Genomic DNA, 15,535 nt, shown 5'->3' with positions numbered 1-15,535 from the left:
CAGCCTAAAAGCTATGACTGAGATAAACCCAAGGTTTTCTTCTTGGTATATTTTGTAGGTAAAGTATTCACAGGATCGTCCGGCCACAAATGTTTTGGATAACGACCACGCATTTCTTTTTTGACTTCAACATAAGGGCCCTGCCAAAAGCTGGCTAAATCGGCTGTAAGTGCTAATGGTCGCTGTGCTGGCGAGAGCAACTCCATCGTCACCTTAAGTTTGCCCTGTGCCAATATTGGGCTTTGTGCCATACCAAAGGTTTCTTGTAATCTCACCCTAAGCAAAGCTCGCCCAGAGGCGTCATACACTATCGGGGCATGTGTTCCAGTGACTAACGCCCAAGAGGTTGGCAAACATGTCTCGAGCATTTGTTGCTGCTGCCAACTTAATTGGTTTGCGACAAAGCTAAAACAATCGAGTTTCTGTAACTGCGGCAGATTATTCACATTTTCAAGGTAAGGCGCCAGCCAAGTTTCAAGGTTTGCCAATAATGCAGTGTCACTGATATCAGGCCAATCAGTACTCGCATCCAGTGCTTTAGCCAACTGGATGCGATATTGGAGTTGTTCTAAGTTGTCGTTCCAATTGAGAATTTTTAATCCCTGCAAACGGATATAGTTCAGTAATGCGGCCACTATTTGTGGGCGTTCAGGCTTAGAGATTGAATCAGACCTGAACAATATTTGGCCAATCTTATATTGGCGTTCTGCCACTACTCGCCCTTTTATCTCATCCCAACCGCATTGCTCTGTGATATTTAGCAGGGGCTTTAGTGCCTCATCGAATAGATTGGGGTGCAACTGACTTGCCAAATAGATCCGACCTGCACTTTTACCTTCTGTTTCTTGAAAATCAGCGACAACAAGCCATGGTGTTTGCGCAAGTCCATCCTCCGCGGCGAGCACAACACCCGTGCCATTAGCCAATTGATATCCCTCTACGCCCCGCGCCCTAGCGATACGATCAGGATAGGCAAATGCCAATAATAACCCGACATCTTTATGATGAGCATGGGAGGCTATCACGCTTAAATCACCAGACACGGCTAACTTTCTTTGCCATTGTTTTACCTGCTGCCCCACTTGTCCCTGAGTCGCAAAGTACAGGTAATTCATCATATCTGCACCCTTTTTGGGTAAGCCTCTGGCCTCTAAAATCCCCGCAAGCAAACAGGCTAAGCTAGATAATTCTGGTTGAGATAACTGCTCAGCTAAGGTTTTAGCACTCAGTAACATATGGGCAAGCCGAGGGTGGCAACCTAACTCATAGGCAGCTTTGCCATGGGGAGATAACTTATTTTGACCATCAACCATCCCTAAATGCTGTAACAGCCGCCAAGCTAGTGCTTCATTTACCTTGGGGGGTGAAGTCAGTAACATTAGATCACTAAAGGATTTTGCCCCCCAATAGGCACAATCGTGGGCCATTGAGACAAGATCTGCTTGGCAAATTTCAGGCTCATCAGCCTTTAGCATTCGCCCTTGTTCTTCTTGGCTCCATAATCGAATACATACACCCGCGGCTAAACGCCCTGCACGCCCTGCACGTTGAGTTGCCGAGGCTTGACTAATGCGTTTTAAACTGAGGCGAGTAACGCCGGTTTTAGGATTAAAACTCGCCTGACGCTTATAGCCACTGTCTATAACAAAGCCAATGCCATCAATCGTTAAGCTCGATTCTGCTACGTTGGTTGCCAATACAATTTTACGCTTTCCCTGTGTCGATACCGCTATGGCGCGATCTTGCTCAGCACCAGAAAGCTCACCGTATAATGGACATATCAAGAAAGTATCACTGTCGAGACGCTCACCCAAATACTGCACTAATCGCAGGATTTCAGCTTTGCCGGGTAAAAAGACTAATACATCATTGTGAACGGTATTTTTTTCAGTAACCGTATTTGCACTGACAAGCTCGACAATACAGCGACCAAGATGCTCCAACCAATGCTGCTGACTTGGCACGGGGCAATATTCAACTTCAACGGGGAAACTGCGACCTTCGCTGTGTAAAATCGCCGCCGAGGGCATTAATTCACCCAAGGCTAAGCCCGATAACGTCGCCGACATAGCCAATATTTTTAAATCATCACGCAGGGAAGCTTGTACTTCGAGCGCTAAGGCAAGGCCAAGATCCGTTGTAAGATGCCGCTCGTGGATCTCATCAAAAATGATCACTTCAATCCCTGTTAACTCAGGATCTTGCTGGATCATCCGCGTTAAAATCCCTTCGGTAACTATCTCTAAGCGTGTATTGGCGCTGACCTTAGACTCTCCACGCACCCGATACCCAATCTCTTGCCCTACGTTCTGTTGTCGGCAGCGGGCAATATAATGTGCCACACTACGGGCGGCGACTCGACGAGGCTCAAGCATTAGAATACGCCCAGTGACTTCAGGCCAATCCAACATAGCCAGAGGCAAAGCGGTAGATTTACCCGCCCCAGTAGGCGCCTCAAGAATGACTTGCGCATGGGTAGAAAATGCCTCATGCAGCGGAGCAAGTAGAGAATAAATGGGTAGAGAGTTCAAGGATCTGATATCAAAGTTCAAAACAGGTCGTCAGTGTACTCATAATCGGCTTTAATACCAACCGTGCAGGTTGTGGATTTAAGGCTGTAAACCACTGTTCATATCAAGCCAAGGCCGACTTAGCCCTGAAGTTAAATCAGATAAACGAGTGGGTTTGTTAATCGCGTAACCTTGGGCGTAGTCGACCCCGAGCATCTGTAATTTAAGGCCAATTTCGGGGGACTCCACAAACTCAGCGATAATATCAAATCCCATGTCTTGCCCCAACTGACAGATAGCCTTAACAATAGCTTGATCCGCGGGATCCTCACAAATATTAAGGACAAACTGACCATCAATTTTGACAAAATCCACATTAAGACGCTTGAGATAGGCAAAGCTTGAAAAACCAGCTCCAAAATCATCTAGAGCTAACTGACAATTAAGGGGACGTAATACTTCAATCAATTTTGTCGCCTGTTCTAGCTGACTCACCGCTGCCGTTTCTGTAATCTCAATACAAAGTTTGTCCACCAACTCCGGCTCGGTCATTAAGCGCATTTCAAGCCAGTTCATAAACTCACTGTCTCCTAAAGACGTGGCCGATAAATTAACGGAAACAAGATCCAACTGCTGCCAAATCGCTAAATGACTACTACCCCATTTAAGTAAATTATCTATCACCCAAAGATCGACTTTAGAAGCTAAGTTATAACGCTCAGCCGCGGGCAAGAAAATCGCAGGAGAAACAATAGTGCCGTTCGGCTGCACCATACGCAGTAAGATTTCTAAATGCAGACCTGACTCACGGCGATTTAATGGTGTAATAATTTGAAAATAAAGCTCAAACTGATTCAATGCGAGGGCGCTGACAATATCAACTGAGGCCATCATCTCAGTATAAAGTCGAGTCATCTTAGGATCTTTGGCGCTGTATAAATGCCAACCATTGCGCCCTTTATCTTTAGCAAGGCGACATGCCGCATCCGCTTGACTCATCACAGTGTAAATATCAGCAGCCGATTTATCGAGCTTGGCAATGCCCATACTCACACTGACATTATGGCAACGGTTCTCCCAAATAAACTCGTGGGTTGCAAGCTGGGTACAAATGCGATTAGCAATATGCTGCGCCGAATCCACGTTGCTGTAATGCATCAAAATACCAAATTCATCACCACCGAGGCGCGCGACAATATCGCCTTTGCGGACAAGTTGTTTTAGACGCAAAGCCAACTGACACAGGAGTTTATCTCCCGCTTGATGGCCGCTCACATTATTGATGACTTGAAATTGGTCGACATCAATAAAAGCAACGCAGGTCGGCATGTCATCCCTTGCTTGTAGAAGATTCTCAAGCAATGCCTCAAAATGTAGTCGGTTGGGTAAGCCAGTCAGTGCATCGTAATTAGCATGGAAAGAGAGTTCATCGGCTAAGCGATACTTTTCACTCACATCTTCAGCTATCATCACCAGCGTATTTTTATCACCATGGATCTGGCTGAAACTTAACCTTAACCAATCGAGTTGATGCACCGATTTTAACGGTAACTCACACCAAGCTTGACCTAAGACGCCCTCACGTACCATATGCAAGGTATCGTTGAGCATGGCGTGTTCTTCTTCTCGTACCATCTGGAATAAATCATATCCGTGCTGCACAGGTAAAGTTTGCAACGCCACTTTATTTAACATTGCCAGTTGATTATGTTTATCGAGTAACGCACAGGCTAAAGGTAACTGATTAAATACTTGACGGTATTTATATTCACTTGCCAGCATATTTTGGGCAATTCGAGTCAATTCCATTGCAGAGCCAATCATCACTGCGGCATGACTAAACTCATCAATAAACGCATTACTCCAATCACAACACTCAGAGCAGTTAACCGCCCCTAGAGCTATCCGTGTTTCGCCAAAAATGACGGGAGGTAAAACCAATAAACTTTTTACATTCCAATCTTTTAGTAGGGCTCTTTCAGCCAATGCCTCATCGGGCAACCGATTAACATCAGGCACATTTAATAATCTTGGTGAACGTACCAACGAACGAAAAAAAGGCATACGTGCTAAAGGCCAAACTCGGATCTGTTGTCCCTTAGTAAATTGCGGTTTTAAATAAAGATTTCGAGTGCGTAAATGGTCAAGAGACTGGCTTCCTGTCAACACAAACACTCCATCACAGTGGAGTTGCAAGGTAATAGTCTCTAGGGCTCGGTCAACATTCTGCTCTAAGGTTTCTAGCGGGGTTTCGCTAAAAATAGTGACGAGTGCCTGTTGGAGTGGATTGGCTAAACCATCTGACATTTCAAGGTATTTCCTTACCTAACATTCCATTTAAGGTGTTATCAACATGCGTTGAGCATAGAAATTTGAATAATCAAAAACGGCTAATGAGCTAATGAGCTAATGAGCTAATGAATAGCTATAAAATAATAAAATGACATTAACCGCTACGGAAAAAAGTATAGCTTATTCAGAAAAACACACTTCTTTATGATTGGTCAAGATTTAGCCTGAAATAGATTAAATCCTGCACTCAATAAGCAGGACTGATAAGGAAAGTCAGATAGAAAGTAGGGGCAACAAACACGAGAAAGTCTAATAATTTATTCAACCAGACGTAAGGTTTCGCGATAGGCTCGTTTTTGTTCATAGGTTTGTAACCGCTGAATGAACTCATCCGTCTTAGTCAGTTCAGCACTCATCTTTAAAGCTTCAATCGCTTTTTGCTGGGTCAATATTGCAGCACTAAAATCACCAATTTCTGCATAGGCAGCAGCGAGGTTATCTAAATTAGTGGGATCGTTTTCATTTACTTTAAGTAACTTTAAGGATAACTCAACCGCTTTATTGCCATCGCGATATTCAGCCTCAGGGCAAGTCGCAAGGATCCACGCCACATTACCCAGCGCAATATCATCACCCACTTGGGTAAATTGCTCGACCGCTTTACCACAATTACGTACAACGCCATCACCGCCAGAGGCATAAATAAAACCTAAACGGAACTGAGCCCAACGATTACCTCGTTCACTCATCACTTTATACCAATGCTCTGCTACCGAGAGATCTCTGGCAATAATTTTGCCCTCAAAGGATAAATCAGCCAGCGTTTGCTGTGCTTTCTCATGCTGTTGTTCAGCCGCCAGGGATATCCAATACATGCCAGATGGCACCTCTTGTTCCACATAGCGCCCAGAGAGATACATCAGCCCCAATAAAAATTGAGCATCAGCACTGCCATGCGCCGCCTGAACTTGGATTAGCGCAAATTTACTCGCTGCAATTTCAGCTGCAGGTTGTGGAATAGAAAATGCGTGCGCAACAGAACTTAGCCCTACGCCTAAAGTTAAGCCTATGCTCAAAACCCATTGTCTGTATTTCACCTTACTTACCTCACCTCAAAGCGACCACACCATAAAGTTAGCCTGAATTTTTTGGATAAGTCGAGCCTAAATCGCACTAAAACCAAGACTAAAATGGGATAATAAAGGGATATTTTTTCGAAATAGCAAAAGTAATTACCTCGTACAGTGGCATTTTTTTTATTTTTGGCTCAAAAAATTCTTAAAATGCCTTATAAGATGTGATTAACTCGACAGAGTTAACTGAATCCGATGAGTTTCGTACCGATTTAGTTGACTAATATCACTAAAGTAGCAAAATAAGCTCTAATTTTAGATGGTTAATTGCATTTATTCACTTATTCTAAACTAAGACTTCTATCAAGTTTTTGTGAGTCTAATTGACGTAAAATGCTTATTTAGAATATCCTTACTTTCGTTTTAATCAATCGAGGAACATCAACATGGCTCTGATTGGTAAGCCAAAACCGGACCCAACTTTGGAATGGTTTTTATCACACTGTCACATTCATAAGTACCCTGCAAAGAGCACTCTTATCCATGCTGGTGAAGATTCAGATACCCTTTATTACATCGTAAAAGGTTCTGTTGCCGTATTGATTAAAGATGAAGAAGGTAAAGAGATGATCCTTTCTTATCTTAATCAAGGCGACTTTATTGGTGAGTTAGGATTATTTGAAGAACAAGCAGAACGTACCGCTTGGGTTCGAGCTAAACAAGCATGTGAAATTGCAGAAATTTCATATAAAAAGTTTAAGCAACTGATCCAAGTTAACCCTGAAATTCTGATGAAACTGTCTGCTCAAATGGCTTATCGCCTACAAAGCACGAGTCAGAAAGTCGGCAATTTAGCGTTTCTTGATGTCGCAGGTCGTATAGCACAAACATTATTGCACTTAGCTAAACAGCCTGATGCAATGACTCATCCTGATGGGATGCAAATCAAGATCACTCGTCAAGAGATTGGCCAGATTGTAGGCTGTTCACGTGAGACTGTCGGTCGAATCTTGAAAATGCTTGAAGAGCAAAATTTAATTCAAGCACACGGCAAAACGATAGTGGTATACGGTACCCGTTAAGTTAGTCTTCAGCTTGATTTAAGCCTGTTTCATTAAAGTGGCCTAGCATAAATTCTAGGCCATTTTTTATTGGGGTACACAAATGAAACGGCTGTTTTTTATCTGTTTTTTCAGTCTGTTCGCACTGGTGTATCCAACAATAATCAATGCTGAACCGATTGAATTAGAACACTATCAAGTCAAAGATCTCGTTAACTCAGGACAAATTCTGTCGCTCAATGGTACCCTTGCGGTTGTGGATCAATTTTGCCAAGGTGAACTAATTGATGCCCATCTCTATCAAGAAGCGCATAAATGGCGCTATGATTTACAAATTAAAGTTCAGCGCGGCCAAATCGTTAATCTGAGCATTGATGCAACCAATGGCCAACCCGATCAATCCATTGCACTACCGAGCGAATGCCAAAAAAATGAAACTGCTACTCGTTGAAGATAACCCAATGCTGGTCAATGAACTGGCAAAGCAACTCAAACTTGCTGGCTACGTTACCGATATCACAGACAAAGCACTGGAAGCCGATTACCTCATCAAAGAAACTCAATATGATTGTGTGATCTTAGATATTGGCCTACCCGATGGTAATGGACTCGAATTGCTCGAAGGCTGGCGAAATCAAGGTATTAGTACGCCAGTGATCATGTTAACGGCTCGTAGCCAATGGCATGAAAAAGTCGAAGGTTTTAATGCGGGTGCTGATGATTACCTAGGAAAACCTTTCCATGCTCAAGAACTGCTTGCTCGCATACAAGCACTGATTCACCGAGCCCATGGACGCTTAAATACTCCTAGCAAACAACTCACCTATGGTGGCGTTACCTTAGATGAAACGGAGCAAACAGTAAAAGTAGCCGATCACCTATACGAGTTAACAGCCATGGAATTTAGATTGCTTAAGATTTTTCTTATGTCACCTAAAAAGCTGTTATCTAAAGCACAGCTAACCGATAAACTCTATCAATTTGATGATGAAAAAGAGAGTAACGTCGTAGAAGTTTATGTGACACATCTACGTAAAAAACTCGGTAAAACCGCTATCGAAACCCGCCGCGGTCAAGGTTATATTTTCCACGGCGCAATTCAATGATATCCATTCGCACTAAGCTCAGTTTATGGTTAACGGGCTTAATAGTGCTGGGCACAGTGATTGGACTTATCTTATTTGAGTCCATGTTGCGCCAAGCTTTTCACGATTCGATTATCAATCGTTTAGAAGAAGATCTTGAACATATCATGCTGGCGACCCATATCAATGATGGTGATATCAGCATAGATCAAAGCCAGCTTTCCAGTTTTTATAAACCTGCCTATTCGGGCCGCTATTTCCAGCTTAATCTGCCAAATGAAGTGATTCGCTCACGTTCATTATGGGACATGCAATTAGATATTGAACCATTAGCCCCAAATCAAACCCGAGTTTGGCAAGCTAAAGGCCCAAAAAACAATGATATGCAACTGTTATCCTTGGGATTAAATTCGAGTAGCGCCAATGTCACAGCCACCCTGACAGTGGCGCAGGATCTCAGTATTGGTAGACGCGTATTTAGTGAAGTTTATGGCACTAAACTTGGGGTCAATCTAGCGATGCTAGTGGCGATGATCATGGGGATCTTTTTAATTCTACGTCAGTCTTTTAAACCCGTTAGGCAAATCCAAGATGCGCTATCCCGTTTACAGCAAGGGGAGATCAACGCTCTCGAACTGAGTAATATCCCCCCGGAAGTAAGGCCACTAGCAAAAACCTATAATGAACTACTCGAATACACCGCCAAGCAAATTGAACGTAGTCGCAATAACTTAGGTAACTTGAGCCATGGGCTCAAAACGCCACTGGCGGTGATGCAGCAACAAGTTGAAGCACTTGGGCTTAAAGATCCTGAAACCGCCATAGCCCTGCAGCAGCAACTTGATTCGATTCACAAGATGGTCGAGCGTAAACTGGCGGCGGCAAGGATCACAGGCGACATGCTTCCTGCGGCGCAATTAGTGATCCCAAGGGATTTACACAGCCTAGCCAATACCCTTAATAAGGTCCACCGCAACAAGTCCATCGAATGCAATTTTGAACTCGATCCCAATATCCTACGGCTGCCGATCCACAGAGAGGATGGCATGGAGCTCCTAGGCAACCTATTAGACAACGCCTTTAAGTGGGCTAAGCACCAAGTGAGTATTCAGCTATCACGTCAGCAAGAGCGTCTCTGCCTTTGTATCGATGATGATGGCCCTGGGGTTGCTGATGATGAGCTAGATAAACTCACGCAGCGGGGAACAAGATTAGATGAAGCTGTAATGGGTCACGGCTTAGGTTTATCGATAGTGAAAGAAATTGCCGAGCAATATGAGATTGAACTTAGATTTGATCACAGCACTCGCTTAGGTGGACTGAGGATCGAACTGACCTTTAGCTAGATGTCTTACTTGAGCTATTCATAAAAAACGCCATCGAATCGATGGCGTTTTTTATACTCAAAGCGAGATTAGGCTCTGATGAAGTTAAGCTTTATTCACGTTGGTACTTTCAAAAATCTTGTCGGCAGACGCCGCTACAAAGCCCGTGTAAAGCTCGCCATTTGCCATAGGATAACGCAGGGCAAACTCGTAGAAACAACTTGGGATTTCTACTGTCGCATTAGTAAATTCAACGCCAATTTTATCGGCCATGGTCGAGGATTGCTCTAACAACACCTCTGGCGAACCTTTAATCTCACCACCAGAACTATTGAGCACAAAGCCCGCTTGTTTCAATGCATTATTCACTGACTCTAAGGTATCAAAACCATCGAGGTGATTGATAGACACAGTAAAATGGTTTGCACGATAACCAAAAGCGGCTACCCAAGCAGCATATTCACTCTCGGCTAATAAATCCTGATAGGTTTGAGAATCCAATGACCAATGGCGGCCTGAGTAGATAAAATTATCCGCCGTTGTCGCGGCGACATCCACTTGGGCGATTAAACCTTGAATGGTCGCTTGTAGCGCAGGGCTAAATTCTTCAACCAACAACTCAGAGATAAACACTTTAGGCTGAGTCGAGTCTGGATGTTCAAAATGCTTAGCCACCAGTTTTTTCTGCTCGAACTTATAATCACCACAAGCAACATAGCCTAATGATGTGAAATGCTTAGCCAGCACATCCAAATTCACTTTAGCGATATTAAAAGTGCGTAGGGCGATATGGTCGTTGATAATCGGTTTACCATGGCCCAGCAGCGCGTGCACTTTTGCCGCAGAAGGGGTCATTTGAATATAGTCTTGCCACAGGGCGGCAAATAAGGCGTTGATGTCAGTATGCATAAAAACTCCTTTTATTGTGCTGCGGTTATTGCTGTTATTGTGCCGCAAACACTAAATGTAACGACCTAGATGCCACTGTTGCAGCGTCACACATACCCACAGTAGAAACTCAAGTCACGTTACTGCTTGTTATTAAAAAGGAAGAACATTCATCCTTCCTCCTCTTTACCACATAAAAGTCAAATCTCTACCCGCTTACAAGCTCAAACCTGGGCTTAGTGTCGCGGGTAAACTCACGGCATCAGCCTCGACCGAAGCAACGGGGTAAGCACAGTAATCAGCGGCATAGAAAGCACTCGCTCTGTGGTTACCCGAAGCGCCTACGCCACCAAAAGGCGCCGCGCCCGATGCACCTGTGATTTGTTTGTTCCAGTTAACAATGCCTGCACGAATACGCGCGAGGAAATAATCATAATCTTCACGGCTATCGGCAAGTAATCCCGCAGACAAACCATAACGCGTTTGGTTAGCCAATTTGATCGCCTGATCGAAATCGCCATAGCGCACCAACTGCAATAGAGGCCCAAAGTATTCTTCATCCGGCAATACATCAATTGCCGTTACATCGATAAGGCCAGGAGAGACTAAGCCCGTTCCTGCTTGTAAATGCGTTAATTCAACGAGCACTTTACCGCCTAAATCGAGTAGATTGGCTTGCGCCGCAACCATACCTTTGGCGGCAGTTTCTGAAATCATTGAGCCCATAAATGGCTGTGGCTGCGCATTCCAAGGGCCGACTTTAATCTGTTTAACCGCATCGACTAACAGGGCAATCAGGGCATCACCCTGCTCGCCTTGCTCAACGTATAAACGGCGTGCACAAGTGCAGCGTTGGCCAGATGAGATATAAGCCGACTGCAGAATATCGTGCACTGCAGCCTTAATATCCTGTACCCCTTTGATGATCAGTGGATTATTACCACCCATCTCAAGTGCTAAAATTTTGCCAGGATGACCCGCATATTGTTGGTGTAATAGGTGTCCTGTACGTGAACTGCCCGTAAAAAACAAACCATCGATCTGAGGATGTGAGGCTAACGCTTTACCTGTATCCACCTCGCCTTGAACTAAGTTGATAACCCCCGCAGGTAAACCCGCTTTATCCCAAAGCGTGACCATTAACTCAGCGACTTTAGGCGTGAGTTCAGATGGCTTAAACACCACGGTATTCCCAGCAAGTAACGCAGGCACTATATGACCATTAGGCAGATGACCGGGGAAATTATAAGGTCCAAATACGGCCACCACACCATGGGGTTTATGGCGAATAACCGCACGCCCTGCCGGAGTATCGTTCGCTTCAGTGCCAGTACGTTTATTGTAGGCCGCTGCCGATAGCGCAATCTTACCTATCATGGCGCCGACTTCGGTTGCCGTTTCCCACTGAGGTTTACCGGTTTCTTGGGCAATCGTTTCAGCCAGTTCCGCTTTATTGGCTTCGAGTTGGCTGCGATACGCTTCAACTATGGCTAAACGCGCGTCAAAACCTAACATAAACCAATCAAATTGTGCAGCGCGCGCAGCCTCAACCGCGGCATTAACCTGCTCTGCGGTAGCTGTTTTTCCGCACCAAATAGTTTCACCATTGGCAGGATTGATTGAGGTCACGTCATGACCGTTACCAGTATGCCATTGGCCTTGAATATAATGTGTCATGTGTTTATTCCTACATTGCCAAAATACGGATTTGATCGCCTTTAGCGAGCAACAAACCCGCTGCGAGTTCAGGGCTAATTACTATGTGTTCGGATTTATCATCCACCGCTAAATATGCCGCTGTTGCACGGTAGTTGGCTAATTGGGTATTGGAGATAATGAATTGGCTACTCGCCTCGACCATATCACCTATATCTATGGTCAATAGCCGACTTTCTCGGACTGCGCGAATATCGGATAAACGACACTCAACCGTTGGGCCACCATCGAAAATATCCACATAACCGCGGCATCTAAAACCTTCTGCTTGTAGCAGACTCAATGCGGGACGGGTGTTGGTATGCACTTCGCCTATCACCTTTTGTGCTTCTTCCGGTAGTAAACACACATAAACCGGATTTCGTGGCATCATTTCAGCCATAAATGCCTTTTTACCCAAACCAGAAAGATAATCTGCCTGAACAAAATCAATGCCTAAGAAATGCTTTTGCAGCCAACCATAAAAGGGAGAATGACCATTAGCGTCGCTCACACCACGCATTTCGGCGATCACTGTTTCACCAAAACGTTTCGCATGTTGGGCCAAAAACAAAAAGCGACTACGGGATAACATGCGGCCATTATTACCTTTACGATAGGCTTCACGTAAAAACAATGTACATAATTCGGCGGCGCCAGTGTAATCGTGGCAAAGGGTTAAGGTTTCAACCTCATTACGCACGTCGATTTGTTCAGAATGATAAACTTCGGTGCCGAGTCGATAATGGTAAAAAGCATCTTCCATTCCGACAGCGGCCTCAATGGCACAAGTGCCGACCACTGCGCGGGTATCGGTATCTTCCAATACCATCAGATAGCCTTCATCGAAGGGAGTCTCTACAGGTTTGACGAATGAGGCTTCTGCTCTCGCAATTTTATGTTTGAGCAAATCGGCATTCACAGGTAATGACGTAAAACCATGGCCAGACTCTTCGGCAATTTGATATAAAGCCTCAAAATCACCAGCCTGAATAGGACGTATGATTAACATCTTAGTGTCTCCTCACTTTGGCTTGCAGCGCACCAAGGCTCCTATCTAAATAAGACAGGTAGTGATGCACACAAGCATTCCCTGACAAAAAAGGAGTGCGAATAAATTCAGCACTCCTTAGGTCATTTAGGCGGCAGCTATGCTCGCCACAGCACGTTCAAAACGAGCTAGACCTTCAGCAATATCTGCCTCGGGGATCACCAGAGAAGGAGCAAAACGCACCACGTTAGCACCCGCCATCAGACTCATTAAGCCTTCGGCGACAGAGGCGACCAAAAAGTCGCGTGAACGACCTTGGTACTGTTCATTAAGAACGGCCCCTAAGAGTAAACCTTTACCGCGAACTTCTGAAAAAACATGATATTTTTCATTGATTTTATTCAAACCATCACGCAGTAATTGCTCGCGATGTTTCACGCCATCTAGCACTTCTTGCGTGTTCACAACATCTAATACTGCATTACCGATAGCACAGGCCAATGGGTTGCCACCATAGGTAGAACCATGGGTGCCCACTTTTAAATGCTCAGCAATTTCAGCCGTAGTCAGCATAGCAGCAATCGGAAAACCACCACCCAAAGCCTTAGCCGTGGTGAGAATATCTGGCACTATGTCCGTTCCCATATAAGCGTAAAGCTCGCCAGTACGGCCAACACCGGTTTGGACTTCATCAAAAATTACGAGGGCATTGTGCTTATTCGCAAGTTCACGTACCGCTTTGAGGAAGGCGGGCTCGCCACTGATAATACCGCCCTCACCTTGTAGTGGCTCAAGCATAATGGCACAGGTTTTATCCGATACTGCGGCTTCTAATGCTGCGATATCGTTATAAGGTAAATGTGTAATGCTCTGTGGTTTAGGACCAAAACCATCGGAATAGGCGGCTTGCCCACCAACACTTACAGTAAAGAAAGTACGACCATGGAAGGCTTTATCGAATGCGATGATTTCGTCTTTTTCAACACCGTATTTTTCTAAGGCATAACGACGGGCTAATTTTAATGCGGCTTCGTTTGCCTCAGCACCTGAATTAGCAAAATACACTTTGTCGGCAAAAGTGCTGTTCACTAATTTAGTCGCTAAGGCTAAGGCAGGTTCGTTTGTCATCACATTGGACAAATGCCACAGTTTTTCACCTTGAGTTTTTAGCGCATTCACGAGAGCTGGATGACAATGACCTAAGCAATTTACCGCAATACCGCCAGCAAAATCGATAAACTCGTTACCTTCTTGATCCCATACTCGGCTTCCTTCGCCACGAACGGGGATCACTGCCGCTGGCGCATAATTAGGCACCATCACTGCGTCAAATTGGGCACGGTTTAACTTCATATCAACGCTCATTCTTCTTCATCCTTTGTTTTTGTTTAGCGGCATAGGGCGCCGTCAGAATACCCTGTGTATCTTTATCTAGAGTTAGTGATACAGGGAATGCTTGTGTCTGTTAATAGCCATTATTAGCGAAAATGTGATCAAAATACCAGTTTTTCACAAACATCAATCGCTATGCTTTGACACAAAGTGCATAAAGATTGCAGTTTAAGAACTATACAAGCGTTTATCCCTAAGGCTTGTAGCATATTTAGTCAGAAAAAAAGTTATTTACCTCTATTTTTGCTAGCTATTCACTGAATATGAATAACTACACAATTTTAACGAATCAAATGTGAAAGCACAAAGTGACTGATTTTCTCCCTCGCCTCGAGGGCCTCAGGTAACAAGTCAAACATAGGAAATACGTGAGGCATATTGGGATAGAATATGCCTTGGATCTCCCCACCACTCGCTTTAATTTGAGTCACTAACCGTTCTGAATCCTGTAATAGCAACTCCCGAGTACCCGCGATCACTAAGAGCGGCGGCAGACCTGCCAAGTTCCCTTGTAAAGGAGAAACTCTTGCAGACATAGGATCTGCGCCTGCAAGATAAGCTCCCCGTAAACGCAGCAATGACTCTATGGTAAAAAAAGGATCATCTGCACCAAGAATAAGCTCAGTGTCCCCCGTTATCGCCAAATCTAATGCTGGCGATAAGAGTACGCAGGCTTGGGGAAGCGGTAAATGAAGACGCTTAAGTTCGAGCAATAAACTTAAGGCTAAATTACCTCCCGCAGAATCCCCCATCAGTACCAAATTATTTGCACCTTTCAAGTCGATTAAGCGTAAATACGCCTCCATCACATCATCACAGGGCGCGGGAAAAGGATATTCGGGAGCAAGACGATAATCGGGAATATAGATATCTAACTGACAACGCCGACCGATATCTGCAACAAGCCTTGCATGGGCATGGGGGGTTTTAAAGCAAAAACCGCCACCACGAACATAAAAGAGATTTCCTAATAGAGGTGATTTAGTCAGATGCACATAGTGCAATAGATTTGAATGCCTAAGCGGAATGGTGGCACTGACTAATTTATCGGGCCAGGGGATCCAGCGCTTATCCAGCTCAATAAGCTTTTCACGCACTTGTGCTAAGGGGACTTTTGCCTTGCCTCGGCTGATGGATGGGCGGGCAACGTAGGATAAAATAGTGTTTAATACAGATGATTGCCAGCTTGACATCTTCCCTCCACATCAGCGCCATATCGACAC

General features: G+C 44.6%; 12 protein-coding genes. 4 read left to right on the top strand and 8 right to left on the bottom strand.

Annotated elements, in window-relative coordinates; all coding sequences use genetic code 11:
• Nucleotides 1–11: 11 nt before the first annotated feature.
• The 3 genes from hrpB to JEZ96_RS02625 form a co-directional block, all read right to left on the bottom strand.
• Nucleotides 12–2,531 carry an ATP-dependent helicase HrpB gene (gene hrpB / locus JEZ96_RS02635; RefSeq protein ID WP_025008369.1) on the bottom strand — a complete coding sequence of 840 codons (2,520 nt, stop codon included), beginning with the start codon at nt 2,529–2,531 and terminating at the stop codon, nt 12–14.
• Between the two features lie 78 nt (nt 2,532–2,609).
• Nucleotides 2,610–4,817 (bottom strand): putative bifunctional diguanylate cyclase/phosphodiesterase, encoded by a 2,208-nt coding sequence (locus JEZ96_RS02630; RefSeq protein WP_025008370.1) that lies wholly within the window; start codon nt 4,815–4,817, stop codon nt 2,610–2,612.
• 302 nt (nt 4,818–5,119) lie between these two features.
• Complete coding sequence (locus JEZ96_RS02625; protein WP_011790765.1) at nt 5,120–5,899, bottom strand: tetratricopeptide repeat protein; 780 nt, start codon at nt 5,897–5,899, stop codon at nt 5,120–5,122.
• A gap of 422 nt (nt 5,900–6,321) precedes the next feature.
• Here JEZ96_RS02625 and crp point away from each other — a divergent pair, with 422 nt between their 5' ends.
• The 4 genes from crp to JEZ96_RS02605 all read left to right on the top strand — a co-directional run bounded on the left by crp (nt 6,322) and on the right by JEZ96_RS02605 (nt 9,367).
• Nucleotides 6,322–6,957, top strand: a complete 636-nt coding sequence (crp, locus tag JEZ96_RS02620) for a cAMP-activated global transcriptional regulator CRP (RefSeq protein WP_011070954.1) — start codon at nt 6,322–6,324, stop codon at nt 6,955–6,957.
• 82 nt (nt 6,958–7,039) lie between these two features.
• On the top strand, nt 7,040–7,387 hold the full coding sequence (locus tag JEZ96_RS02615) for a PepSY domain-containing protein (RefSeq protein WP_011790766.1): 348 nt from the start codon (nt 7,040–7,042) through the stop codon (nt 7,385–7,387).
• Nucleotides 7,368–8,042, top strand: a complete 675-nt coding sequence (locus JEZ96_RS02610; RefSeq protein WP_011790767.1) for a response regulator transcription factor — start codon at nt 7,368–7,370, stop codon at nt 8,040–8,042. Before JEZ96_RS02615 ends, JEZ96_RS02610 begins: the two co-directional genes overlap by 20 nt.
• Complete coding sequence (locus JEZ96_RS02605) at nt 8,039–9,367, top strand: ATP-binding protein (protein ID WP_128090183.1); 1,329 nt, start codon at nt 8,039–8,041, stop codon at nt 9,365–9,367. Before JEZ96_RS02610 ends, JEZ96_RS02605 begins: the two co-directional genes overlap by 4 nt.
• A gap of 84 nt (nt 9,368–9,451) precedes the next feature.
• Here the strand turns inward: JEZ96_RS02605 and JEZ96_RS02600 are convergent, their stop codons facing one another.
• From JEZ96_RS02600 to JEZ96_RS02580, 5 genes are all read right to left on the bottom strand, one after another.
• Nucleotides 9,452–10,255, bottom strand: coding sequence for a DUF1338 domain-containing protein (locus JEZ96_RS02600; protein ID WP_025008374.1), 804 nt, complete (start codon nt 10,253–10,255; stop codon nt 9,452–9,454).
• 195 nt (nt 10,256–10,450) lie between these two features.
• Entirely contained in the window at nt 10,451–11,911 is a 1,461-nt protein-coding gene (gene astD, locus JEZ96_RS02595; RefSeq protein WP_025008375.1) for a succinylglutamate-semialdehyde dehydrogenase, read from the bottom strand.
• 10 nt (nt 11,912–11,921) lie between these two features.
• Complete coding sequence (gene astA / locus JEZ96_RS02590) at nt 11,922–12,941, bottom strand: arginine N-succinyltransferase (RefSeq protein ID WP_011790771.1); 1,020 nt, start codon at nt 12,939–12,941, stop codon at nt 11,922–11,924.
• Between the two features lie 126 nt (nt 12,942–13,067).
• Complete coding sequence (locus JEZ96_RS02585) at nt 13,068–14,285, bottom strand: aspartate aminotransferase family protein (RefSeq protein WP_011790772.1); 1,218 nt, start codon at nt 14,283–14,285, stop codon at nt 13,068–13,070.
• A gap of 308 nt (nt 14,286–14,593) precedes the next feature.
• Nucleotides 14,594–15,505 carry an alpha/beta hydrolase gene (locus tag JEZ96_RS02580; RefSeq protein WP_011918637.1) on the bottom strand — a complete coding sequence of 304 codons (912 nt, stop codon included), beginning with the start codon at nt 15,503–15,505 and terminating at the stop codon, nt 14,594–14,596.
• Between the last annotated feature and the right edge of the window lie 30 nt (nt 15,506–15,535).

It is taken from the genome of Shewanella putrefaciens (assembly GCF_016406325.1).
In the GTDB taxonomy this organism is placed as follows: Bacteria; Pseudomonadota; Gammaproteobacteria; order Enterobacterales; family Shewanellaceae; genus Shewanella; species Shewanella putrefaciens.
Note: the sequence above shows the minus strand (reverse complement) of the source record. Positions and strands in the feature narration are given on the sequence as shown.

Coding starts and splice junctions, on each gene's coding strand:
- JEZ96_RS02600 (WP_025008374.1), bottom strand. CDS start 10,255: ATGCATACTGACATCAACGCCTTATTTGCCGCCCTGTGGCAAGACTAT.
- crp (WP_011070954.1), top strand. CDS start 6,322: ATGGCTCTGATTGGTAAGCCAAAACCGGACCCAACTTTGGAATGGTTT.
- JEZ96_RS02585 (WP_011790772.1), bottom strand. CDS start 14,285: ATGAGCGTTGATATGAAGTTAAACCGTGCCCAATTTGACGCAGTGATG.
- astD (WP_025008375.1), bottom strand. CDS start 11,911: ATGACACATTATATTCAAGGCCAATGGCATACTGGTAACGGTCATGAC.
- astA (WP_011790771.1), bottom strand. CDS start 12,941: ATGTTAATCATACGTCCTATTCAGGCTGGTGATTTTGAGGCTTTATAT.
- JEZ96_RS02580 (WP_011918637.1), bottom strand. CDS start 15,505: ATGTCAAGCTGGCAATCATCTGTATTAAACACTATTTTATCCTACGTT.
- JEZ96_RS02630 (WP_025008370.1), bottom strand. CDS start 4,817: ATGTCAGATGGTTTAGCCAATCCACTCCAACAGGCACTCGTCACTATT.
- JEZ96_RS02610 (WP_011790767.1), top strand. CDS start 7,368: ATGAAACTGCTACTCGTTGAAGATAACCCAATGCTGGTCAATGAACTG.
- JEZ96_RS02605 (WP_128090183.1), top strand. CDS start 8,039: ATGATATCCATTCGCACTAAGCTCAGTTTATGGTTAACGGGCTTAATA.
- JEZ96_RS02615 (WP_011790766.1), top strand. CDS start 7,040: ATGAAACGGCTGTTTTTTATCTGTTTTTTCAGTCTGTTCGCACTGGTG.